Annotated in this window: 22 protein-coding genes; 11 read left to right on the top strand and 11 right to left on the bottom strand. The window is 58.1% G+C overall.

Annotated features, from left to right (window positions below; all coding sequences use genetic code 11):
* Positions 1–22 precede the first annotated feature (22 nt).
* From ACYZUC_RS00380 to pcsA, 3 genes are all read right to left on the bottom strand, one after another.
* Complete coding sequence (locus ACYZUC_RS00380; protein ID WP_461992631.1) at positions 23–949, bottom strand: universal stress protein; 927 nt, start codon at positions 947–949, stop codon at positions 23–25.
* Positions 950–1,227: 278 nt separating this feature from the next.
* Entirely contained in the window at positions 1,228–1,614 is a 387-nt protein-coding gene (locus ACYZUC_RS00385) for a DUF488 domain-containing protein (protein WP_461992633.1), read from the bottom strand.
* 3 nt (positions 1,615–1,617) lie between these two features.
* Positions 1,618–2,340 (bottom strand): phosphatidylcholine synthase, encoded by a 723-nt coding sequence (pcsA, locus tag ACYZUC_RS00390; RefSeq protein WP_008028178.1) that lies wholly within the window; start codon positions 2,338–2,340, stop codon positions 1,618–1,620.
* Positions 2,341–3,444: 1,104 nt separating this feature from the next.
* Between pcsA and ACYZUC_RS00395 the strand changes: the two genes are divergently transcribed.
* Positions 3,445–4,158 carry a tellurite resistance TerB family protein gene (locus tag ACYZUC_RS00395; RefSeq protein ID WP_461992635.1) on the top strand — a complete coding sequence of 238 codons (714 nt, stop codon included), beginning with the start codon at positions 3,445–3,447 and terminating at the stop codon, positions 4,156–4,158.
* A 75-nt stretch (positions 4,159–4,233) separates the two neighbouring features.
* Here the strand turns inward: ACYZUC_RS00395 and ACYZUC_RS00400 are convergent, their stop codons facing one another.
* The 5 genes from ACYZUC_RS00400 to ACYZUC_RS00420 form a co-directional block, all read right to left on the bottom strand.
* Positions 4,234–4,686: a cupin domain-containing protein gene (locus ACYZUC_RS00400; RefSeq protein WP_461992636.1), complete on the bottom strand. Its 453-nt coding sequence runs from the start codon at positions 4,684–4,686 to the stop codon at positions 4,234–4,236.
* Between the two features lie 310 nt (positions 4,687–4,996).
* Positions 4,997–5,278, bottom strand: coding sequence for a DUF3303 domain-containing protein (locus tag ACYZUC_RS00405; RefSeq protein ID WP_461992637.1), 282 nt, complete (start codon positions 5,276–5,278; stop codon positions 4,997–4,999).
* A 204-nt stretch (positions 5,279–5,482) separates the two neighbouring features.
* Positions 5,483–5,884, bottom strand: coding sequence for a hypothetical protein (locus ACYZUC_RS00410; RefSeq protein WP_461992638.1), 402 nt, complete (start codon positions 5,882–5,884; stop codon positions 5,483–5,485).
* Between the two features lie 1,020 nt (positions 5,885–6,904).
* Entirely contained in the window at positions 6,905–7,156 is a 252-nt protein-coding gene (gene grxC, locus ACYZUC_RS00415) for a glutaredoxin 3 (RefSeq protein ID WP_008033960.1), read from the bottom strand.
* A gap of 27 nt (positions 7,157–7,183) precedes the next feature.
* Positions 7,184–7,702, bottom strand: coding sequence for a carboxymuconolactone decarboxylase family protein (locus tag ACYZUC_RS00420; RefSeq protein WP_461992640.1), 519 nt, complete (start codon positions 7,700–7,702; stop codon positions 7,184–7,186).
* 134 nt (positions 7,703–7,836) lie between these two features.
* Between ACYZUC_RS00420 and ACYZUC_RS00425 the strand changes: the two genes are divergently transcribed.
* The 7 genes from ACYZUC_RS00425 (at position 7,837) to ACYZUC_RS00455 (ending at position 13,917) form a co-directional block, all read left to right on the top strand.
* A complete protein-coding gene (locus tag ACYZUC_RS00425; RefSeq protein WP_461992642.1) occupies positions 7,837–8,664 on the top strand; it encodes a helix-turn-helix domain-containing protein in 828 nt (275 codons plus the stop codon).
* Between the two features lie 283 nt (positions 8,665–8,947).
* Positions 8,948–9,445, top strand: a complete 498-nt coding sequence (locus tag ACYZUC_RS00430; protein WP_461992643.1) for a hypothetical protein — start codon at positions 8,948–8,950, stop codon at positions 9,443–9,445.
* Positions 9,446–9,598: 153 nt separating this feature from the next.
* Positions 9,599–9,796, top strand: coding sequence for a hypothetical protein (locus tag ACYZUC_RS00435; protein ID WP_461992645.1), 198 nt, complete (start codon positions 9,599–9,601; stop codon positions 9,794–9,796).
* A 14-nt stretch (positions 9,797–9,810) separates the two neighbouring features.
* Positions 9,811–10,368, top strand: coding sequence for a polysaccharide biosynthesis/export family protein (locus tag ACYZUC_RS00440; protein ID WP_461992647.1), 558 nt, complete (start codon positions 9,811–9,813; stop codon positions 10,366–10,368).
* Positions 10,369–10,394: 26 nt separating this feature from the next.
* On the top strand, positions 10,395–11,513 hold the full coding sequence (locus ACYZUC_RS00445) for a hypothetical protein (protein ID WP_461996789.1): 1,119 nt from the start codon (positions 10,395–10,397) through the stop codon (positions 11,511–11,513).
* Positions 11,514–11,533: 20 nt separating this feature from the next.
* The gene (locus tag ACYZUC_RS00450) at positions 11,534–13,099 is read left to right on the top strand and encodes a GumC family protein (RefSeq protein WP_461992649.1); all 1,566 of its coding nucleotides are present in this window, start codon (positions 11,534–11,536) and stop codon (positions 13,097–13,099) included.
* Positions 13,100–13,185: 86 nt separating this feature from the next.
* Complete coding sequence (locus ACYZUC_RS00455) at positions 13,186–13,917, top strand: CpsD/CapB family tyrosine-protein kinase (RefSeq protein WP_223437084.1); 732 nt, start codon at positions 13,186–13,188, stop codon at positions 13,915–13,917.
* Positions 13,918–13,963: 46 nt separating this feature from the next.
* Here ACYZUC_RS00455 and galE read toward each other — a convergent pair whose 3' ends face one another.
* The 3 genes from galE to ACYZUC_RS00470 are packed head-to-tail and all read right to left on the bottom strand — an operon-like array spanning position 13,964 to position 19,132.
* Complete coding sequence (gene galE / locus ACYZUC_RS00460) at positions 13,964–14,941, bottom strand: UDP-glucose 4-epimerase GalE (RefSeq protein ID WP_461992651.1); 978 nt, start codon at positions 14,939–14,941, stop codon at positions 13,964–13,966.
* Between the two features lie 43 nt (positions 14,942–14,984).
* Positions 14,985–17,600: a glycosyl hydrolase family 5 gene (locus tag ACYZUC_RS00465; protein WP_461992653.1), complete on the bottom strand. Its 2,616-nt coding sequence runs from the start codon at positions 17,598–17,600 to the stop codon at positions 14,985–14,987.
* Positions 17,601–17,605: 5 nt separating this feature from the next.
* A complete protein-coding gene (locus ACYZUC_RS00470; RefSeq protein WP_461992655.1) occupies positions 17,606–19,132 on the bottom strand; it encodes an O-antigen ligase family protein in 1,527 nt (508 codons plus the stop codon).
* Positions 19,133–19,227: 95 nt separating this feature from the next.
* On the opposite strand from ACYZUC_RS00470, the gene ACYZUC_RS00475 reads away from it, so the two are divergent.
* Genes ACYZUC_RS00475 through ACYZUC_RS00485 form a run of 3 tightly spaced genes read left to right on the top strand, consistent with a single transcriptional unit; the run spans position 19,228 to position 22,311 of the window.
* Positions 19,228–20,604, top strand: coding sequence for an oligosaccharide flippase family protein (locus tag ACYZUC_RS00475; protein ID WP_461992657.1), 1,377 nt, complete (start codon positions 19,228–19,230; stop codon positions 20,602–20,604).
* A 52-nt stretch (positions 20,605–20,656) separates the two neighbouring features.
* Positions 20,657–20,851: a hypothetical protein gene (locus tag ACYZUC_RS00480; RefSeq protein ID WP_461992659.1), complete on the top strand. Its 195-nt coding sequence runs from the start codon at positions 20,657–20,659 to the stop codon at positions 20,849–20,851.
* A complete protein-coding gene (locus ACYZUC_RS00485) occupies positions 20,848–22,311 on the top strand; it encodes a GMC oxidoreductase (RefSeq protein ID WP_461992661.1) in 1,464 nt (487 codons plus the stop codon). The genes ACYZUC_RS00480 and ACYZUC_RS00485 overlap by 4 nt, the downstream gene beginning before the upstream one ends.
* Positions 22,312–22,348: the final 37 nt, after the last annotated feature.

Genomic DNA, 22,348 nt, shown 5'->3' on the forward strand with positions numbered 1-22,348 from the left:
CCCGGTTTTGCGGCGTGCCGGATTACTCATCCAACCGTTCGGTGTACACCACCCAGACGCTGCACGGCATTTTGTACAGCACGTGCTCCACCGTGCTGCCGATCAACCTGCCCAGACCGCGATGGCCGACGCGACCCATGACGATCACGTCGATGTCGTAGGCATCGGCGTAGCGGGTCAGGATTTTTGCCGGGTTGCCCATGATCATGTGCCGTTGCTCTGGCGCGATGCCGTTGCGTTCGGCCAGTTCGTTGAAGGCGGCTTCCTGGTAGTCGAACAGGGTCCTGGCTTTGCCCGACGAAAAAAACGCCGAACCGTTGTCGAAGCCGAATTCATCGGCGCTGATCGATGACAGGTCATAGACATAGACCACATCCAGCTCGGCATTGCAGGCGCTCGCCAGTTTCGCCGCTTCGTGAAGAATGCGGTCGTTGAAGCTTTTGTAGTGATCATCACGATGGAACGGGTCGACCGCCGCGACGATCTTGCGCGGCAAGGCACGCGCGGCATGGCTGACGAAGTGCAACGGCACCGGACATTCACGCAGCAAATGCACGTCGAGTGGCGTGAACATCAGCCTTGAGAGCATCGAATGCGGCTCCAGCGCCTTGATCAGCACGTCCATCGGCTGCTCTTTCAGGTGAATCAGGATTTCCTCCAGCGGCCGTTCGACCCACGTCACTTCGGTGGTGACATGCACCCCGATCTTGCGCAAGGGCCGCGCCTGGTCCTCAAGCCATTGACGGTGTCGATCGACATAGCCCAGGCGCATCTGCTCCAGGGCCTTTTCATTGACCAGACTGGCGGTCGCCAGGCCTTCCAGATAATCGAACGCAACGATGTGCAGCGCCGCGTCTTCGGCCTTGGCCAGCGCTGCGGCCCTGTCGAAGGCGGGGCTGTGTTCCATCAGGGGTGAGGCGACCAGCATGAAACGTGATTGCTCAGACATGACAAACCTCCCGTGGGTAAACGAGCGTTAGGGTCATTCGACAGGCATTCAATCCTTTGAGTATTGACCATGATCAACCTGTCGTCTGGTCAGGTGGGAGTGGTGCGGGGGGATGAGGGTGGCGATTACGCGCGAATGGAAATCTCGACAACAACGCGATCCCTTGTAGGAGCTGGCTTGCCAGCGATGGCGGTCTGTCAGTAAAAGTAAGGGCAACTGGACGGACGCCATCGCCGGCAAGCCGGCTCCTACAGGGGGGATTTGTGGGGGTTTGGAATTTAAATAACCTTGGCGCCGCGTGCCTGCAACAGCTCGCGCAGCACAGAGCGATGGCAGTGCGCTTCATCTTCGCAATAGCAGCCGACGGCCAGCGAGGTTTGATGGGAGAGGGCCGCCAACAGATCCAGCAACTGGCTGGGCGCAGGCTGATTCATTTCAGCCTTGAACTTGCGCTTGAAGCCTTCCCAGGTTTTTTCATCAGCCGCCGCCTTGGCTTCGGCGACTAATTCAGCACTGGGCGACAGCAGCGGTTGCCACACATCATAAAAATCCCGACGGGCAAACTCAGCCTTCGGCACGCCACGAGGCGGGCGGCGCACGGTGCCTAACCGAAGGCCTTCATCGGGCAGGCGCGGTGAGCCGAGTCGTACGATATGAATAGGCATGGCTTATGGGTGCCGCGAGCCGTCAAACCATTCCATCGCCGTGCGCCAGATGCAAATCCCCAGGAAGTAGGCCGACATCAGCAACCAGAGCCCCATGACCATCGGGTTGATCACCGGATGGTTGATCACCAGCGACAAGCTGCACAGCAACCAGATGGCCGTCACGGCGATGTTGATCGGCATGAACCTGCGCACGCGAAACGGGTGCAGGAATTTCATCCGGGTCACGGTCAGCAACGCCAGGCCGATGACGGTGAGCAGGGTGATCCACGGCGACGGGGCGATGATGTACAGGCACAGCGCAACCACGTTCCACGCGGCGGGGAAGCCCTGGAAGTAGTTGTCTTTGCTTTTCATGTTGACGTTGCAGAAACAGAACAGCGACGAGACCAGAATCAGCGACACGGTCAGCAGCAGGGTGTAGTCCGGCAACGGGATGTAACGATAGATAAACAGTGCCGGGATAAACACGTACGTCAGGTAATCGATGACCAGGTCAAGGATCGAACCGTCGAAGCTTGGCAACACCGACTGCACATTGACCTTGCGCGCCAGTGCGCCGTCGAGCCCGTCGACGATCAGTGCGACGCCCAGCCATAGCAGGCAATTGGTGGGCTGGTTTTCCAGCAGGGCGAGGGTGGCGAGGAAGGCTGTGACTACGCCAGTGGCGGTAAAACCATGGGCGCCCCATGCTTTGAGCCTGGCGATGTGTAGGGTGGATATCACGGGGGCGTTCTCCAGAAAGTGAAGCAAGCCAGTCATCACCCTCGTTGATCGGGGGCGGCGGCGAACCGGGTCGGGTTGCAGGTATCGACCGGAAATCCGGGAATAAGGTTCACCGTCTGTAAATCTTAGCTGGGTCGTCAAAAAATACCGTGGTGCTGGGGATGAAATCCTTCACCGAGGGGAATGTCGCTGTTGGACTGCGCTTGCGTCCATTTCAGGGGGGGCTGACCTGATTTTGTGGATGTACCCGGAGCCCTTGTGGGAGTGAGACCGGCTTGCCGGCGATGGCTGTGTATCAGGCGGCTATTTTTTTGAGGGTGTACATATCCATTCCTGCGGTAATGGCGGCTATTGGTTTCGCTCTTACAGCGAGTCCCTTTTTCAAACGCCAAAAAGGAACCAAAAGGCTTTGCCCCTGACGTACGGTGGCTCGCTAAGGCTCGCCATGCCCTCGCTCCGGTCCTGCTCCGTGGGCCCGCCGCCATCGGCCATCCCTGGCCGGGGGCGGCTAACCCGGCATCCATGCCGGGTTGCCCACTGCGCAGAACCTCCACTCGGCCTTCCGACGGGGCAGATCAAGATCAAAAGCCAAAGCAAAAGCAAAAGCAAAAGCGAGGCGGCCTGCCGGCCGACCTGGCTCTTCAACCGTACGCACACTTGGCGCGTTGGTGGCCGCATAAATTCTGACATTTACGCACTCCCCCTGTAGGAGCCGGCTTGCTGGCGATGGCGTCCTTCCAGCCGACCTTTCACTCACGAATGTCCGCAACCCCCTGTAGGAGCTGGCTTGCCGGCGATAGCGTTCGTGCAGCCAATCAACAGGTGACTGACCCTCCGCCATCGCCAGCAAGCCGGCTCCTACAGGGAATCGCGTACGCTTTTGATTGTCGCCACTCATCAGGCCGTGCGTTAGCTCACGTTCCGCTTTTCGAAAGTGACTCGCCGTAAGGGCGAAACCGCCAGCCGCCATCACCAAAACAATGGATATCCCCCCAAAACGCTTAAACACCAAAAGCCGCGAAGTCAGCCAAACGGTAATGGCGCATCGGCGTACGAAGACTATCGTTGCCTGACTGGATAACTCCAACCGATGAGGACGTCGTCATGAACACCAGCGATTTGCTCGAACAACTCTTGCGAGCCGGTCAGGGCTCGATGACGCAGCAAGGTGGCGGCGCACCTCAAGGCGGCATGGGCGGCGGTCTTGGCGGGTTGCTCGGTGGCCTGTTGGGCGGCGGTGGCGGTGCAAACGCCGGGTTGGGCGGTTTGCTCGGCGGCTTGCTGGGCGGCGGCTCGGCCATGGGTGGCGCGACCCAGCCTCGCTCGGGTGGGGGCACCAACTACGCGGCGTTAGCGTCCCTGGGGATGATGGCTTTCCAGGCGTATCAGGCCTGGCAAAGCAGTCAGGCGGCCGCGCCGCAACAGGCGCCGCGCACCGTGGACCAGCTCTCCGGCCCGGAAGTCGAGGACCACAGCCACGCGGTCCTGCGCGCATTGATCGCGGCGGCGAAGGCCGATGGCCGGATCGACGACGCCGAGAAACAAATGATCAGCACTGAAATCGGCCGCCACACCGATGATCCGGAACTGCAGCAATGGCTGGATGATGAAGTCGCCCGGCCGCTGGATGCAGCGGATGTGGCGCAATCGGCGACGGACCCGGCGATGGCGGCGGAAATGTACCTGGCCAGCGTGATGCTGGTGGACGATCAGCAAGACGCCGAGCGCAGCTACCTGGATGAACTGGCGGCGGCGTTGCAGATAGATCCGCAGTTGCAGGTGCATCTGGAGCAGCAGGCCAAGGGTGGCGCGGTTTGACTGATAGCTTTTTGTAGGAGCCAGGCTTGCCGGCGAAGGCGTACTGACAGGCCCCTTCGCCGGCAAGCCTGGCTCCTACAGAGGCTGCGGTGATTTCGGAATCAGAAACGTAACCCCGTGCGCTTCGGCAATTTCCAGAATCCGCGGCAAATCCTCCGGCACCCTCAGATGGTCCACCGCCGTAAAAAACTGACCACCGCGCGGATCGGACACCACACCAATCATCCTCGCGGTTGCGCTGATGTTCTTGTAGGCATGGATCGAGCCACCGGGAATATGCACGTAGCCGCCGGCAGAAACGGTGGTGGACTTGCCCTCGACCGTCACTTCGACCTGCCCGTCGGTAACGTAGAAAGCCTCGTCCCACGGATGGAAATGCAGCGGCGGCCCGCCCCCTTGCACGCCTTCCTGAATGTGCATTTCAAAGGGTTTGCTCAGATCACCACCGGCAAGAACCGTGATCGCCTCACCTACGACATTGACCGGCCCCGGGGTTTTTTCGGGTGCGATGATATGAACCGTTCGCATGATTGCTCTCCGGTGGATGTGTCCACACCCGCTGAGTATATTTACTTGCCGGCGTGCCCAGTGCCCGCCCATCTGTCCGTCTGTCAGGGTAGTTTCAACCCCGATTGAATTTTTCCCCGGCGTATCGCTCTGCTGCTGAGGCAATCACTGCCGAGATGCGGCGGCGGGTGGGAATGAAGAAGTAGCAGGATCTAAAGCCTGACGCTGCCCAAGTGCGGGTGCCACAGGTGCACGCGCGTTATTCTGAGTGCTGGGAACGCTGACAGAGCGCCTGCGTCGTGGCGGCGAGCAAGACTCGCCGCCACGACGATTATTGCTTGCTGACAGCCGCCGCCAGCAGCGGCCCCGCCTGCTCATCGGTGAGTGCCGCATGAACCTCCATGCTCATCAGGTCACTCCATTGCAGCACCCATTTTTGAATCTGTACGACATCGTCGGTTTCCGCGATGCCAAAACCGCTCGAGCCACCGACCGCATGCCAGCGCCCGAGCATCTTGACGCCGGGGGGTGGGGCACCTTGGGTCTCGATAAAGCGCTTGATCGCGCTGTTGCGGTTTTGCGGACTGATTGACCAACTGACTATGAATAACATCTGCCACCTCCTGATAGGGATTGGCACCTGTTGCTCTTCGCGCACCTGGCTGGCGCCGGGACCACGGTCACGCCTGTTTGCCGCTTCATCCTGACGGGCTTGAATGTCTTTCTCCCTTTGAGAAGGCATAGCAGCGCGCCGGGATTCGCGTACGACCGCTGATCCTCTTTCGGGGCATTCGGGATTGTTGGGGGCATTGAGCCGTCAAGCGTCGCGCAACAGGTCGTTGGCGTTGAGCAGTTCGTAGGCGATTTCCGGACGTTTCTCCAGCCCGCGACGAATCGCGGCCGGGATCGCCTGGCGGGTTTTGCGGCACAGCCCCGGCAATTCGCCGATGGAGATGGCGATGCCGCGCATGGTGCGGACTTCGTTGAAGCCGGGGGCGATTTCGACCCGGATGCCCAGTTGTTCGAACATCCGCTGTTGCAGACGTTCGAGGTCGCTCAGGCTCTGGAGATTTTCCAGGCGGTCGAGCAGGCGTTTTTCCTCGGTGCGGGTCAGGAACAGGATGCGCAGGTCCGCGCCCGCTTTTTCCAGCAGCGGTTCACGCTCGCAGTTGCAGGCACCGGGCGGGCAGGGTTGGCGGATCGGCAGCGAAGTGGTCATAGGGTTCAATCATAGAGCGCGCTGTGCGTGTTTGCCCATATGACCTGACTCTTGCGGATGTACCTGGCCCGTGTAGGAGCTGGCTTGCCGGCGATAGCGGTCTATTCGGCGACTATTTTCTTTCACGTGTACATATCCATTTCTGTGGTTATGGCCGCTATTGGTTTCGCCCTTACGGCGAGTCACTTGGAAGAGCCCCAAGTAACCAAGGGCTCTTGCCCCTTTCGTTCGGTGCCTCGCCTAGGCTCGGCATGCCCTCGCTCCGGTCCTGCTCCGTGGGCACGCCGCGTTCGGCCATCCCTGGCCGGGCGCGGCTAACCCGGCATCCATGCCGGGTTACCCACTGCGCAGAACCTGCGCTCGGCCTCTCGAGGGGGCGCTCAGATCAAAAGCTGAAGGCGAGCTAACGCTCGGCCTGATGAGTGGTGAGAAGCAAAAGCTAACGCGATTCCCTGTAGGAGCCGGCTTGCTGGCGATAGCGGTGGGTCAGTCAACGTGTGCATTGACTGAACGGATGCCATCGCCAGCAAGCTGGCTCCTACAAGGGAAATGCATATGTGTTTGGATAAATACGATCAACTGTAGGAGCCGGCTTGCCGGCGATAGCGGTGGGTCAGGCTATGAGTGCGTGACTGAACAAACGCCATCGCCAGCAAGCCGGCTCCTACAGGGGGATGCGTACGGTTGAAGAGCCAGGTCGGCTGGCAGGCCGCCTCGTTTTTGATGTGGCTTTTGATCTTGATCTGCCCCGTCGGAAGGCCGAGTGGAGGTTCTGCGCAGTGGGCAACCCGGCAAGGATGCCGGGTTAGCCGCCCCCGGCCATGGATGGCCGATGGCGGCGGGCCCACGGAGCAGGACCGGAGCGAGGGCATGGCGAGCCTTAGCGAGCCACCGTACGTCAGGGGCGCGGGCGCTTGGTTACTTGGCGCTTTTCCAAGTAACCCGCTGTAAAAGCGGAACCAATAGCGGCCGTTACCACAACAACGGATATGTACGCCCGCAAAAAAACCGTCGCCGACCTCAAGCAAGCATCGACATCAACCCCCCCTGACGATCAAGTTTGGCCAACTCGTCAAACCCACCAACATGCACATCACCGATAAAAATCTGCGGCACGCTACGGCGACCGCTGCGGCTGAGCATCTCCTCGAACTTCCCAGGTTCCGATTGAACGTTTATTTCCTGCGCCGCAATGCCTCGGCTGGCCAGCAAAATCTTGGCGTTGCGGCAATAAGGGCAAGTGTCAGTGGTATAGAGCGTCACGGTGTTCATCAGCGGTTCTCCCGAATTGACAGTCGTTCAAGCATCGATAGCCGGAAAATCGATCTCGGTCAGGGCGACGTTGTTGAGGTAATTGGTCAAGGTCTGCGAGGCAACGTGAGCGATCACTTCGACGATCTTGCTGTCGTTGATCCCGGCTGCCCGTGCCGCTGCGATCTGCTCGCTGCTCAGGTGGCCACGGCTTTCGGTGATCTGCCGGGCGAGGGTGGCAAAGGCATTGAGCTGGCCGTTGCGGGCGCTGAGGATGTCTTGCGCCGATAACCCTGCCTTGCCGGCAAACAATGTGTGGGCCGCGAGGCAGTAGTCGCACCCATTCACCTGGGACGTGGCGAGGAAGATCGCTTCTTTCTCGGTGGCGCTCAGTGAAGTTTTACCGAGGGTCGCAGACTGTTGCAGATAAGAGGACAGCACGGCGGGAGCATGCGCCAGGGTCTTGAAGACATTGGGCAAAAAACCGATTTTTTTCTGCACGCCTTCCAGCAGCGGGCGAGTGGTGTCGGTGGCGTGTTCGAGGCTCAGGGTGTTGATGCGGCTCATGGTGGATCTCCGTAGATGACGGCGCGGTGTGCGCTGGGTACGGGGTCCATGCTAATGACGAGCGCTGGTCTATTGGCTGCAAATCGTCGAGGATATGCGACTGATCGTCCAGATATGCCGTCAGGAGCCTGTCCATGGATCGCTTGTCCACCTTGCTCAGCCATTTCGGCGTCAGCGCCGGTACCTTCCACAGCGGGACCTTTTGCGGCACCACCGGTTTTGACGGTGATCAGGCCTGCGGGCACCTCCATCTGCTGCAATCCGGCGGGCTGACCCTGAAACTGGCCGATGAGCGCGCGATTGAGCTCAATACACCCACCTTGATTTTCTTCCCTCGACCTTACCGCCACCGATTGATTGCCGCTGACACGTCCGACACGCAACTGGTGTGCGCCTCGCTGACGTTTGATGGCGGTGCGGGGAATGCGCTGGCGGCGGCGTTGCCCGATTACCTGGTGCTTGATCTCGATGAAGTGCCAACCATGGCCGGTACGCTGGACTGGCTGTTCAACGAAGCCTTCGGCGGCATTTGCGGTCGCGAAGCGATGATGGACCGCTTGTTCGAAGTGCTGGTGATCCAGTTGCTGCGGCACATTCTGACCAATCGCGAACAAAGCCCCGGCATGATGGCCGGTCTCGCCGACCCCCGCCTGGCACGCTCGTTAAGCCTGATGCACGACACGCCCGGCAAGTCCTGGACCGTGGCTGAGTTGTCGACGGCAGCCAACATGTCCCGGGCGAGTTTTGCCGAACACTTTCGTCAGGTGGTGGGGCAAACCCCGGTGGATTACCTGGTGAGCTGGCGCATCAGCCTGGCCCAGAAACGCTTGCGTGAAGGCAAGTCCATTGCCCTGATTGCCGATGAAGTGGGGTATGAAAGCCCTTCGGCGCTCGCTCGGGCATTTCGGCGCAAGACCGGCGTCAGTCCACGAGAGTGGATGCACAGCGGCCAGCGCCGATAGTTTTTTGTCACCGGTGTTTTGGCGGGAGAAAAGCCAAGCGTTCAGGCCCGTTTTCGGTAGGGCTGATGCCCATGTTTGAGTCGTTTCAAGGAGATAGAAGCCCTTGTTATGATGAGGACTAATTGTCGATTTATTGACGCCATTCTGCCTTGATTTTTATTTTAATTTATTGTTGTGACAGACCATTGACGTGCTGGCTATGTGCTTATAGGCTCCAATCAGCTGGGTAACGAATCCTTCATTCGATATCAGGAACACCCTGTGTGCAGGGAGGCGGTCTTCAATGCGTTCATCACTGGTTCTCAAATCCGTTTTGTTCTGCGTGCTCTTTAATGGTGCGGCCATTGCCACCGCACAAGCGACCAATTTGGTCCATGAAATTAACCGCATGGGCAATGCTTGCGAAGGTAATGGTCCAAAAGCGGGCATGACCGCCGCCGAGCAGGGTGGTGCTCCTTCAACCGTTGCAAACGGGACTGGCGCGGCAGCTTCGGCCAGCGATATCAGCTTCGCTGATACAGCAAAAAATCAACTCAACAGCCTTATAGAGTCCGCCACCAAGGTGGGCGCCACCGTCAATAGTTCTTCCTGTGACGGATTAATGGCGCAACTTGCCATTGACAAGTTAACGGCAGATTCAGGTACGCAAAGTAAAGTTTTGGGTGGCGGGGATGATGCCCTCACCAATCAACCGAATGCAGTTCCGTTAGCTGCTGCCGCCTGGTTGTTTTCATCCGCGTTATTCGGTTTTGTCATGGTCGCCAACCGGCGGAAGGTGTAGCTAGCTTTTTGTTTTTGCTGGCGATTGTGTGGCGCATTGACACTAGTGATTGATATCAGTTTGATCTACTAGTGGGTTGGCGATGTATTAGCTGAATGACGGGCTCTATTAAGCAGAGTGCTATTAATTTGGCAGGTAGACATCGAGGACGACATGTTTAACGACAACGTATTGTTAAATAAAAAACTTCCTTCGCCAGCTGTTTCCCGGCAGGTAATAGAGGCGGCGGGCCGACGAAAACCGGACGGCGTCGAGCGCAAAAAACTGCCCCTTGATCGTTTCCTTGACCTAAAAATGAGCAAGAGTGATTTACCCCGGATTTTATGTAAAACTCTTGGCAAGGCTACTTAGGCGGAGGGATCCCGATGTCGCGTTTCTGGTTACCTGTGGTCTGCGCGCTGGCAGTTATGCCCAGCATTTCCAATGCCGTCGCAAACGATACGACATACCGGTTGAGTCCGGGTGACAAGCTTGCCGTTTCCGTTTGGGGCGAAGACAAGCTCAAACAGGATGTGATCGTTCTTCCCAACGGAAGCATTACTTTCCCGCTGGCAGGGCAAGTCGATGTGGCGGGTCTCGATACCACCGCAGTCGAAGAGAAAATAGCTGCCAAGCTTGTAAAATACATACCCGATCCGCAGGTGAGTGTTGTCGTCACCGGCACGGAAGGTAATGTCGCTTACGTTCAGGGCAAGGTGCTGAAGCCCGGTACCGTGCACATGTCAGGGCAAACGTCAGTGCTGCAGGTAATAAGCATGGCGGGCGGGCTCGACAAATTCGCCGACAAGGATGAAATCAAGGTCGTGCGACTCAACGGGACCAAGCAACAGATCCTGCCAGTCAATTACAGCGATCTGATGTCCGGGCGTGACATGTCCACCAATATTCTTCTCCAGGCCGGCGATACGCTGGTCGTGCCTTAGACTTGCTCGATGCATTAAGGATTAACTTGCTTGCTCTTCGAACCACCGGGGTTGCCACTGCAACCCTGATCCTGTCGTGTTCCGGTATGGCCCATGCGGCGACCTGGCAATCATCAATCGCGGTGCCTTCGACTGTTGAGTACGACAGCAATCCACTGTTGCTCACGAGTGGCGAGCAGGGCGTGACCCGCACCATCATCGCCCCCGAGTTCGGCCTTGTCGGCACTGCCGGTCGGGATGAATTTCAATTCGGTCTCGGTGTATACGTCGTGCGTTCTTCCGATACCGACATCGTGACGGACCGTGAAGACCCACGATTGAAACTGGGGTGGCAGCGGGAAACCGAAACGGGCGGTTTTGGACTCACGGCCAAGTATGAAGAGAGTTCAACGCTCTCCACTGCCGTTCAGGAAACCGGCGTGGTGGCGACCGACGGCACGCAAAAGCTTTATACCTTGGGCGGCAACTGGCACACGGCTCTCAGCGAGCGAAGTACCTTGCTCAACGAGACTGACTACACTCATGTCACTTACGACATTCCCACCCTGATCAACTACGACGAACTGGCCAACCGCTTGACGTGGAGCTACGCGTGGAGCGAGCAGACCGAGGTGTTCACCCGTTTAGGCGTCAGGCGCTATGAGCCTGAGAAGGGCTCTGCGGTGGCGTCCTCCTCAAACAGCTATACACCCACGGTCGGCGTGAACTTCCAGGTCTCCGAGCAGTTAAAGGGTACGGTGTACGCGGGCGTCAATCAGGTTTCCGGTTCGGGTGAAGGCCCCAAGGGCCAGGGCGGATTGACCTTGCAATACACCGGCGAGCGGTTTGATGCACTCGTCGACGCCGGTCGCAGTACGGTCGCCAGCGGTGACGGCGGGTTCGTCGAGGCGGATAACCTGAAGGGAACATTCAGTTACGCCATCGATGAGATCCGACGCACCGGTTTTGATGCCTCCTGGCAGGACACCAAAGGCCAGACGCCGAACACTTTGCTTAATTACAGTGCCTGGATCAGTCAAGAGCTCTCGCCTTTTTGGATTGCGCGCCTATCCTTCACGTACAAGGAGCGCCAGCAGGACGGCTTGCCGGATGCCAGCGCAAATATTGTCGGGATGACGCTGGTTTACAGTTACCCCGGTCTCTGAAATTCAGTTGTGTGAGAAATATGGCCTCTGAATACGAAATGTCGGTCAACGACTACATCGCCATCGTCAAACACCACGCCGTGCTGTTGATCGTGAGTTGCGCAGCCATACTTGGCGTGAGCATCGCGGTCGCGATGTCGCTTCCGCCCACGTTCGAGTCCTCCGGCACGATCCTGATCGAGTCGCAGCAGATCTCGCCTGAACTGGTCGCGGCAAACAACGGCACCTTTGCCGATGAGCGCATTGAGGTCATTCGCCAGCGTGTGATGACCCGGGAGAATCTTTTAGCGATCATCGACAAATACAACTTGTTCTCTTCTCAAGGCCGGCAGTTGAGCGTTTCCGAGAAAATCGATGAAATGCGCAATACGATCGGGGTCAACCTGGTCAGCGCCGCGATCAAGGGGCGTGGGGAAGTGACGATTGCGTTTCGTCTTTCCTTTGAGCACCGCCAACCAGAGATTGCCAACAAAGTGGCTAACGAGCTGGTGACGCTGTTCCTGAATGAAAACATCCGGCAGCGCACCGAGCGCGCCAATGAAAACACAGAGTTCGCAAAGCAGGAGGCGGACAAGCTCGAGGTTGCCCTGAATGCCCAGGACAGTCGTGTGGCGAAATTCAAGGAGGAGCACAGCAAAGCGCTGCCCGAGAATCGGGAATTGCTCACGAATATGTTGACCCGCGCCGAAAACGACCTCAAGGAAGTCGATCGTGACTACAAGGCTGCCCGTGAGGAATTGCGTTTCAATGAGCTGGAGCTTGTCGCCGCCAATGCCGGCGTAGCGACCAAGCCTGGCGTGGCAGGTGCAGCCGCTGACAAACCGCAGGATCTGGGCAGCCTCAAGGCGGAATACGTCCGTTTGCTGACGCTGTATACCGAAGCACACCCCGATGTGCGTGCCGTGAAACGCAAGATTGCGGCACTTGAGGCGAACAAGTCGGTGGCAGGGAGTTCGACAGTGTCCGTCAGTATGGACGTAGCAAAGGCTCAGGCGCGGATCGCCGCCACCGACACACGTATCAAGTCGCTGGCCGATCAGAAGCAGCAGACGCAGCAGAAAATAGCCGAGTACGAAGCGCAGATTATTGAAATGCCACAAGTCGAGCGCGGCCTGATCACGCTGATGCGCGACCATGACAACGCGAAAAAGAAATACGAGGAAATGCGCGCCAAGGAGATGAGCGCGAGAATTTCCGAAAGCCTGGAACAGGAAAACAAAGCCGAGCGTTTTGTTCTCCTGGAGTCGCCGCTGATGCCTGAAAAACCGGTGCGGCCGAACCGCAAGAAAGTGGTTGCCATGGGCTTCGTTCTTGCCCCTGTGGGCGCTGGCGCATTGGTGATGCTCCTGGAAATGCTGACTCAGCGCGTGCGCGGAGCTGAAGCCCTGGGTAGCGTGTTGGGGCGGCGTGTACTGGTTGCCATTCCCTACATTCACACCAAGGCGGAGCTGGCGAATCGCAAGAAGTGGCGAACGCGCTTGATCATCTGTGGGATAGTGGCAATCGTGATCTTTCTGGTGCTCGTGCACTTCCTCTACATGCCACTGGATCTTTTGATTTTTAAAGCTTTGGGCCGGTTTGCATAAGGAATACAGCCATGGAAATAAACAAGACCGATACCGAAGATGATGAAAAACAGTCATCCTCGGCTCTCGTGACCACGCCAAAAGCCATGACCGCAACCGGGCACTCTGCAGGTTTGAATGCGCTCAGTTATGTGCAAACCAAAGTCGTGCCTTTGCGCCCGGATCATCTCGAGCGCAACCGCATTGTGGCGTACAACAAGAATTCGAACATGGGCGGGGCGTTCGATCTGTTGCGCACGCAAGTTCTGAAAATCATGGAAGAAAACGGTTGGCGTACGCTTGCCATCACCTCGCCGACGCCGGAGGCAGGCAAGACGGTCCTGGCGATCAACCTGGCAATGAGCATCGCCCATCACACCACCAAGACCGCATTGCTGGTGGATTTTGACCTGCGCCGCCCGACAGTGGGTGCCTGCCTGGGTCTGCCGATGGATAAATCGCTCAATGAGTACCTGGCCGACGAAGCAGAACTGCAAGAGGTTCTGGTCAACCCGACCTTGCCGCGTTTTGTAGTCCTGCCGACCCGTAAGCCGATTCCTCTCTCCACCGAGGTGTTGTCATCGCCCGCAGTCACCCATTTGATTAGTGATCTGCGTGAACGCTACAACTCGCGTATCGTGATTTTCGACTTGCCGCCCATCCTCAGCTCGGACGATGTGATTACCGTCCTGCCGAAATTTGACTGCGTCCTGCTCGTGGTCGCCAACGGCATGAACAGCAAGAAAGAGATCGAGGAAAGCCTGCATCACCTGGGCTCAGCCAATCTGATTGGCACGGTGCTGAACAAAGCCGAACCACAAAACCGCTCTTACTACTAGCGCGTCACCCTTCGGCGCACGGCGCGTTATGCGCCGGCGCCGACTGTCAGTGCCAAGGGTGCTTCTGCTCCCACTTCCAGGCGTGCGTCACGATCTCTTCAAGCGAGGCAAATTGTGTTTGCCAGCCCAGTATTTCGTTGGCCTTTCGGGGGTCGGCCACCAGCCGTGGCGGGTCGCCGGCACGGCGGGGCGCGTCACTGACGCAGAAGTCCTGGCCGGTGACGCGACGCACAGTGTCTATCACTTCCTGTACTGAAAACCCTTGGCCGTTACCGAGGTTGAACGCCGTGCTTGCGCCACCGGCCAGCAGGTAATCCACGGCGAGAGCGTGCGCGGCAACGAGATCGACCACGTGGACGTAGTCGCGAATACAGGTGCCGTCCGGTGTGTCGTAATCCCGACCAAACACGGTGATGGATTCGCGTCGGCCCGAGGCCGCTTGCAGGATCAGTGGCAGCAGGTGGGTTTCCGGTTCATGGCGTTCACCCAGCTGTCCTTCAGGGTCGGCGCCGGCTGCATTGAAGTAGCGCAGGCACACCGATTTCAGACCGTAGGCGCGGTCGAAGTCTTCCAGTATCTGCTCCACCATCCACTTGCTGCGGCCATAAGGGTTGATGGCAGCCTTGGGATGTTCTTCGTCGATGGGCACGTACACCGGGTCGCCATAGACGGCGGCGGTCGAGGAAAAAACGAAGTGTTTGACCTTCGCGCGCACCATGGCTTGTAGCAGCGTCAGCGTCGCGGCGAGGTTGTTCCGGTAATACTTGGCAGGTTCGGTGACGGATTCGCCGACCTGGATAAATGAAGCGAAGTGGAACACCGCATCAAAGTGCTCTGCGGCAAAAACATCGTCCAGGGCTTGCGCGTCGGCGATGTCCAGTTCGACCAGTTTCCCGCCCAGCAAGGCGCTGCGGTAGCCAGTGGAAAAGTTGTCTGCCACCACCAGCTCGTGACCCGCACGCAGCAATTGTTTCACCATGTGCGAGCCGATGTAGCCTGCGCCGCCAATCACCAAAAATTTCATCCTGACCTCCTGGAAACTGTTCCTGTACAAGCGGATTGCAGCGTCAGCGAGTGGCGTTTTTTCTCAAAAACAACCAATTGGACATCTGCAGGTCGTCGAACTTGATCGTATAGCGTCCATCAACATAGGTTGCGGGCAGCTTCTTCATTTGCGCGAGCGTGCCGTGAGTGAAGAGCGTCAGGCCAGGCGGTGCCTGGAGGCTCAGCGTGCCCTCCAGAGGCTCCACATAAAACGGTGTTTTGTCGTCTTCCTTGGGGATGGCGCGGGTGCCCAACGAAATCAGCAAATCCTTCGATTGTGCGACGGGTGCGTTGTCCAGACTCTGCACCACCACGCTGGCATTCGCCGTTTTCACTTGCACCTTGATGTTGCCCAGGCTGATCGATTCGCCGCCGATCCAGCCGGTGGCAGCCTGGGTGCGCGGCGTATCGATGGTGTAGATGCCTTGTTTCCAGTTGCGCTTGAGCTCGCCCGTATCCGTCGTGGACTCGCTGGCATTGGCGTCCAGCAACGACTGGTCAGGGTCATGAAACACCTTGGCAGTGCTTGGGATAATGCCCGGCTGCAACCAGGCCAATTCCGGCGTTGGTGGCATGGCGATTTGCAGCTTGCCTATCTCCATCGCCGTGCGCAGCAGTGCAGAATTGGCCGGTGACACGGGTTTGTTGAACAGGGTGTCGGGCGTCGGTGCGAAGACGTATGTCGTGTTGGCTTCGCTGACGTCGCCGCGACGATAGAGCAAGGCGGCGGCGGGCAGGGTGGACAGCATGGCGGGGTCGTTGTAGGCGTGCCAGTTATCGGCCGTTACCCAGCCGCCGTCGAGGGGTTGCTGGCTGTAGGCATATTGCATCAGCGCGTCCCAGCCTTGGTGGCTGGCGGTGCCGGCGACATAGAGTGGCAACGAGTGGCGGTCGGGTGTCGGGAACGGTTCGTTGTTCCACTCGGTGACGGTCAGGGGTTTGCCTGTCACCTGGCCGGCGGCGATCCAGTCGATGATGCCGGCGGAGGTGAGCGGGTTTTTCTCCAGCTGGCCCGCGCCACCGTAGCTGTGAACGTCGATGACATCACCGCTAGTCAAGGCCGGCAAAGAGCTCAGGCCGTCACCTCCCCAACTGCTGGTGGTGGCGATGGGCACCTTCACGCCGAGGTCGCGCAGATGCTGAATCATCTCTACGTTGAAACTCTGTTCCAGATCGTTGAGGAACAGCTTGGCGGGGCCATGCTCCCACGAACGCCAGGTGAGTTCTTCCGATAGCTTGTGCTGGCTGGCAAAGGCATCAGCCCGGTTTTTGTAGAGCTTCCAGTGCTTGGGGACTCCCTTGTCGCGCAACAGGGCATTGCCGAAGTGTTGAGTGACGTCATTTTCGTTGGTGATCAGGACGGCGGCGATTGCCGGCTCGTCTTTGTAGGCGAGGCCGGTAAAGGGATTTACATGGGTCATGTAGGCTTCGGTGAAGCGTTTCATGGCCTGCTGAATGGTGATGTTTACATACGCGTAGCCCTTGAGGCTGGCGTTGTTCTGCTCATTTTTTGGCAGCTCGTCGAAGGCAAAAATGTTGTCCTTCGGCATAAGGGCTCGCTCGACGTGCATGTCGAGCCATACATAAATGCCTTCGTCTTTCAGGCACTTGATCCACCAGTCGATTTTTTTCAGCGACTGCTCGCTGAGTTGCTGAGTGTCATGGGTGAGGTCGCGCTCGCCAAAAATATTCGGGCTGACCCAGGGCGAGTCATGGTGGTGCAGTCGCACGAGGTTGAAACCGAGTGCCGACAGGCGTTTGGCTTGCTGTTTGATTGCATCGTCGGACGTTCGGAACAGCGCGTAGGACGTGATGTTGGTGCCCCAGAAACGCGCCGGGGTGTTGTCGGCGAACATCAGTTGCTCGCCGGACGCTTTGACGAAACCGCGCTTGCCCGCAGGTTTTTCGTCAGCATTGAGAAACGACAGATCGACCGGTGAGGTTTTTATGTCGACGTTGTCGTTCGGCCAACGTGTCGGGTCCGCCAGGCCAAAGCGCTCGCTCAGGGTCGGGCCGAGTGTCACATCACCCGAGACGCTCAAGGTGGCTTTGACGTTTTGCCGGCCGGGCCTGATCGTGCTTTTGTAGAAAAAAGCGCGCACCTCGGATCGGTCGCCGAGTTCAAAATACACACTCGCCAGTGCCGGCTCAAAACGCATCTCGATGCGTCGTCCTTGTGCGTTTCCCCAGGCCCAGCCGCTGTTGTCGGGGAGCAGCACCGGTTCGCCCATTTCTTTAGCGAACAGTGCCGGGTCAAACTTGAAGACGATGCCCCCGCCCATTACACCCGACTTCGTGCTGTGCGCATCGAGGGCAAAGTTCCAGGTCAGCTTTTGCTCGCCGTCCTTTTGAATCTGCGCCGTCAAGTCGAAGTCCAGGTCTTTGTTCTGGCCTTCCAGGGAGTAACTGTAGGGGGCGTTTAACTTGAACCGGGACGCAAAATACGACCAGTCCCAGTTGCTCCCCCAGAAGGTGAATGTCGACCCTGCGACGGGGCTGCCGCCGCGCGTCAGTATCGGCAGGCCGCTGCGCTCATCCACGCTCGCGACCCAGTCCGACGCCCAGCTCCTGAACGGCCAGATGGCAACGCACAAGAGCGCGATGAGCAGCAGAGGTGTGCGGCGAAACAAGCTGGGCATTGGCATTACCGAAGTTGAGGATGGGCACTTACAGCGGTTGCACGTGAGGTGTGCTTGAGCTTGCGAACCATCTGGACATAGGCAACGCCCAGCCCGGCCACCGACCAATACACCACGGGGATTACCGTGATGCTGCTGACAGTAACGATGGTCACCAATATCCCCGCCAGGGTCGCGAAGAGCGCACGTCCCAGTCGGCGCGTCTCATCGTTCTTGTCGGAAAAAGAACGCATTGCCTTGCGCAGACCCAAGAGCACCGTGACGAAAAAAGCCACGAACAGTGTCAACCCGATCAACCCGACCTGCAGCGCCACGTTGATGTAGGTGTTCACGATATCGATGATGCCCTGGCCCTGAATCATGGACTGCATTTCCGGCGTGTTGCGGAAGTCGAAAGCGCCGAACAAGGGGTTGCGCTGGATCACGATCATTGCGTTATCGAACAAGCGTTGCCGGTACGTGATGTTCTCTACTTCGATCGTGCCGAAGAACGGTAGCAGGTCCAGCACTTTTTGCCCGCCAGGCACAACCGCCAGCAAGGGCAGGGCGAGCACGCCGGCCAACGCCAGCAGGATCAGGCGTTTGACAGCACTGCGGCCGGTGGCGATGAAGGTTGCGATCATGACGGCGGCGCCGATCCACGGGCCGCGCGACAGCGGTGCAAACAACCCGCCGGCCAGCAACAGTGCGCCGAGGCGGCGCTGGAACTTGCTGCGCACGTTTTCCTGCAAATACATATATAAGCCGATGGCTGTGCTGATCACGAAGCCCAGCGCAATCGCCTGGCCGGTCGTGGCACTGGCGCGCAATGAACCGCCACGGCTCAGGTATCCGGACATTTCCCATTGCATGCCCAAGGCATCGATCAACGCGCTGTACAGCAGCCAGCTGCGGGCAAATTCGAACAGGCCAATAATCGACAGCACCATGGCGGCGAGGACAAAGGCCAGCAGCGCGTCCTTGAAGTCACTGAGGTTTTTCAGAGCCCGGCTGGCGACGTAGTACGGCAGAAAAACTTCGATGAACATGTAGAGCGCTTGGCGCAAGGTGTCGGTGGGCGTGGTTTCGCGCAGCAACAGCAGGCTCGCCAGCAGGATGTTGGCGGCCAATAGTTTGTCAGGCCAGGTCCGCCCGAATGCCAGCGTGTCTGCACGCCGGCGCAGTACAAAAAACGCCGGCAGCAAAACGCACAAGGACAGCAGGCGAATATGGTTGAGATCGAAAAAGTAGTTGATCACGCCCAAGCCTGGAATCTGCGCCGAGGCCGGCGGGACCAGGAACAGCAGAAAGAAGAACAGCGCGATGGGGTTGCGCTCGCGTTTTCCCGCGACGGTCAAGATGACGGCGGCAACGGCTGCATACACCCAGAAACTGTGCGAGACGAAGACCAGGAGCGTCAACACGAACCACAGATTGCGGCGACGCGTGAAGTCGCTGTAGGGGACAAGGTCCGCTGCAGCCCGGCGTGAAAGGGCAAAAACGATGCCGGCCAGAACCAGAATGACGGTTAACGCGCGTAAGTGCTCAGGCATGAGTTTTTAAACTTATTGAATGGTGAGCGAAGCATAGTGGATTGCCTGATTGCGGCTATAGTAACGTTCGTGCCACAGAGTCCGGGATTGATGTTATGCCTTCAATTGATTTATCGCCATCGTTGAGCCTGCGCAAGCGAGCGATATTCGCCGGGGCATGGAATCTCGGGGCACTTGTCACGTCTCAAGCCGTGCGCCTGGGCGGCAACCTGATCATGGCTCGCCTGCTGATGCCGGAGATGTTCGGCATCATGATCATCGCTACCACCGTTTCGGTCGTCATCCATTTGCTTTCCGATGTGGGTTTGCGCCAGAACATCATCCAGAGCCCGCGTGGTGACGATCCGGTATTTCTCAATACCGTCTGGACCGTGCAGATCGTGCGCGGTTTTATCCTTTTTGCCTCGACACTTCTGATCGCAGGCTTCGCCTGGTTTGCGCAGGTCATCAATCTGTGGTCGCCTGGATCCACCTATGCCGCACCGGAGTTGCCGCTGGTGTTGGCCATTACCGGTTTGTCCGCGCTCATCTATGGTTTTCAGTCGACAAAAGTCGATGTGGCCGTTCGTGCATTCCAGCAAAAGAAAGTCGTGCTCGCCGAGTTTGCGTCGCAGATTTCCGGCCTGCTGGTGATGCTGCTTATCGGCTACTTCACCCGGTCTATCTGGTCGCTGGTGGGGGCGGGACTGGTTTCCGCACTGGTCGGTTTGCTTCTGGGGCATTTCTGGTTCAAGGGCCCGCATAACCGTCTGCAGTGGGATCGTAGTGCGCTCCAGGAACTGGTCGTCTTCGGCCGATGGATATTGTTGTCTTCGGCAGTGGGCGTACTGGCCATGAATGGCGATCGCATCTGGTTCGGCGGCAGCATGTCGGCCGCCGAACTGGGTGTCTACTCCATTGCCGTGTTGATTCTGGGGGCTATTACACTCGGCGCGCAGAGGCTGGTTGGCGCCGTGGCGTTGCCAGCCTTCAGCGAGGCGTCAAGAAGCAATGACACCGTACGGCTGCGCGCTTTGTATGACCGCTTCAGGCTGATTATCGACATCGCCTTGCTGTTTATCACCGGACTGTTGTGGGTCATCAGCCCGCTCATCATCCACTGGTTATACGATGAGCGTTATGCCGAGGCCGGCAACATGATGTCCGTGCTCTCACTGTCTTTCTTCATCTTGCGCTATGGCGTGGCGCATCAAGCCTGGCTTGCCTTGGGGCTCACGAAGTACCAGGCCATGGATAACATTATTCGCGCCGTCTCGTTATGGGTGTTACTGCCTCTGCTGCTGGCTGTTGGCGGAGTGAAATATGCAATTTGGGGTGTCGCGCTGCATACGTTTCCTACACTTGTGCTAATTGTTTATGTGAACCGTCGTGTGGGGCTGTTTAATCTCAAGCGAGAGCTGGCTGTGCTGCCAATGGTGCTGGTAGGGATCGGGTGTGGGGAGTTAGTGTTGGGCCTTGCCAATTGGCTTTGACTTGATTCAAGTCTTTTGCAGTATTCAATTTCAATGTCGGGGAGCTTGAAGCATGAGTGAACTTGATTTGAGTACCTCTGCGATGGGGCGCAGAGAACTCCTCCAGGCGTTTGCTCTATTAAGTCTGGGGGGGATGACATTTGGATTACCCTCGCTCCTTGCTTCGCCTTCTTCTGAAAAAAGCGGGTTTGTCGTCGTCAACGGCTGGGTGTTGCCGGCCCAGTATTTTCGGCAAACGCGAACATGATCAAAGATTACCAATCGCAGAAAGAACTCCGCGATCATTATGACTTCTGCATCATCGGGGCCGGGCCGGCGGGCATCACGCTGGCGTTGCGCCTGGCCGGGAATGGTCGGCACGTGCTGCTTCTCGAGGGCGGTGGGCACGAGTATTCGCAGCCCTCGCAAACCCTTTATGAATGCCCCTCGACAGGCATGGATGTCTACGCACAAGAAACACGCCTGCGCTTTCTCGGCGGCACGTCCAACCACTGGGCGGGGCGTTGCCGCCCCTTCGAAAAGTCAGACTTCGAAGTGGCTCCTCCCGTCAAACTGCCCGGCTGGCCCATAGCGTTTTCCGAGATCGAGCGTTATCTGCCAGCGGCCATGGCTATTGTGGATCTCCCGACGGATTCCGGATTCAAGGCCATTAATGCGTCCATGGATGGCAACGACTTTGAAGCGGACCGTTTCCTGCTGAGCCCGCCGACACGATTTGCACAAAAATACGCCAAGGAACTTCAAGAGACCGAGGGGCTTGATGTCTTCATCAATTGCAACTGTGTCGATCTTGAGTTCGATGCCAAGACCGGCTGCATAGCCACCGTCGTTGTGTCCGATTACGAGAAGCACCGGGAACGAGTGAAGGCAAAGCAATTCATTCTGGCGACGGGCGCCATCGAGAATGCCCGGCAACTGATGAACAGCGAATCCCTGGCATCCGCCGGTATTGTCAGCAAGGACGGTTTCGTCGGCAGATGTTTCATGGAACACCTGAACCTCGACCTGGGCACCTTCATTCTGGGGGAGGGGCAGAGTACCGAGCCTCGGCAGTATTTCACCACCGATGCGTTTGTCGCGCACTATCAGTCAGGTAAAGGGAATATCTCTGCTGCGCTGCTGGCGGAAGTGAAAGCCTATGGGCGAACAGCGGCCATCAAGGACTTTCTGGAGAACCTCGTCTGCGACGTCGGGTTGGCGCACAAGATCGATTTCATTACCCACTTCAATTGTCCTGGCGACGGGGTGATTACCACCCTCATCGAACAATTTCCCAACCGCAACAGCCGCGTCAATTTGCTCGAAACGCGGGATGCGTTGGGGATGCGCAAGGTCAACATCAACTGGGAACTGGCCCCCGAAGACAGACATACCATCAAGTCGATAGGGCTGGAGGTCGCCAAGTGTTTTGCCGAGACGGGGCTGGGTTTCGTCAAGCTGGATGAGTACGTGTATGACGTCTCTGTGCCACTGAAAGTGGCGCCCCACGCTCATCATATGGGGACTACACGGATGGCCTCGACGCCTGAGTCCGGCGTGGTCGACGAGAACTGCAAAGTGTTCGGCACCGACAATCTTTACGTGGCGGGCAGCAGTGTCTTTCCTACAGCCGGTGCGAGCAATCCGACCATGCCTCTTTTACAGCTTGCCCTGAGGCTGGCAGATCATCTTAATCATCAAGCGGGCCCGGCGGGCAGATATTCCTGATACTACAATCAAAAAAACCGGGGTGTATCTGGCTCTG

Source organism: Pseudomonas sp. GT1P32 (assembly GCF_054897805.1).

Excerpts from the sequence above, each read along its gene's own strand:
- ACYZUC_RS00425 (WP_461992642.1), top strand. The coding sequence starts at position 7,837 with ATGGATCGCTTGTCCACCTTGCTCAGCCATTTCGGCGTCAGCGCCGGT.
- ACYZUC_RS00455 (WP_223437084.1), top strand. The coding sequence starts at position 13,186 with ATGACCGCAACCGGGCACTCTGCAGGTTTGAATGCGCTCAGTTATGTG.
- ACYZUC_RS00385 (WP_461992633.1), bottom strand. The coding sequence starts at position 1,614 with ATGCCTATTCATATCGTACGACTCGGCTCACCGCGCCTGCCCGATGAA.
- grxC (WP_008033960.1), bottom strand. The coding sequence starts at position 7,156 with ATGAACACCGTGACGCTCTATACCACTGACACTTGCCCTTATTGCCGC.
- ACYZUC_RS00435 (WP_461992645.1), top strand. The coding sequence starts at position 9,599 with ATGTTTAACGACAACGTATTGTTAAATAAAAAACTTCCTTCGCCAGCT.
- ACYZUC_RS00440 (WP_461992647.1), top strand. The coding sequence starts at position 9,811 with ATGTCGCGTTTCTGGTTACCTGTGGTCTGCGCGCTGGCAGTTATGCCC.
- ACYZUC_RS00470 (WP_461992655.1), bottom strand. The coding sequence starts at position 19,132 with ATGCCTGAGCACTTACGCGCGTTAACCGTCATTCTGGTTCTGGCCGGC.
- ACYZUC_RS00480 (WP_461992659.1), top strand. The coding sequence starts at position 20,657 with ATGAGTGAACTTGATTTGAGTACCTCTGCGATGGGGCGCAGAGAACTC.
- ACYZUC_RS00475 (WP_461992657.1), top strand. The coding sequence starts at position 19,228 with ATGCCTTCAATTGATTTATCGCCATCGTTGAGCCTGCGCAAGCGAGCG.
- ACYZUC_RS00420 (WP_461992640.1), bottom strand. The coding sequence starts at position 7,702 with ATGAGCCGCATCAACACCCTGAGCCTCGAACACGCCACCGACACCACT.
- ACYZUC_RS00450 (WP_461992649.1), top strand. The coding sequence starts at position 11,534 with ATGGCCTCTGAATACGAAATGTCGGTCAACGACTACATCGCCATCGTC.
- galE (WP_461992651.1), bottom strand. The coding sequence starts at position 14,941 with ATGAAATTTTTGGTGATTGGCGGCGCAGGCTACATCGGCTCGCACATG.
- ACYZUC_RS00485 (WP_461992661.1), top strand. The coding sequence starts at position 20,848 with ATGATCAAAGATTACCAATCGCAGAAAGAACTCCGCGATCATTATGAC.
- ACYZUC_RS00465 (WP_461992653.1), bottom strand. The coding sequence starts at position 17,600 with ATGCCCAGCTTGTTTCGCCGCACACCTCTGCTGCTCATCGCGCTCTTG.
- ACYZUC_RS00400 (WP_461992636.1), bottom strand. The coding sequence starts at position 4,686 with ATGCGAACGGTTCATATCATCGCACCCGAAAAAACCCCGGGGCCGGTC.
- ACYZUC_RS00410 (WP_461992638.1), bottom strand. The coding sequence starts at position 5,884 with ATGACCACTTCGCTGCCGATCCGCCAACCCTGCCCGCCCGGTGCCTGC.
- ACYZUC_RS00430 (WP_461992643.1), top strand. The coding sequence starts at position 8,948 with ATGCGTTCATCACTGGTTCTCAAATCCGTTTTGTTCTGCGTGCTCTTT.
- ACYZUC_RS00395 (WP_461992635.1), top strand. The coding sequence starts at position 3,445 with ATGAACACCAGCGATTTGCTCGAACAACTCTTGCGAGCCGGTCAGGGC.
- ACYZUC_RS00405 (WP_461992637.1), bottom strand. The coding sequence starts at position 5,278 with ATGTTATTCATAGTCAGTTGGTCAATCAGTCCGCAAAACCGCAACAGC.
- ACYZUC_RS00380 (WP_461992631.1), bottom strand. The coding sequence starts at position 949 with ATGTCTGAGCAATCACGTTTCATGCTGGTCGCCTCACCCCTGATGGAA.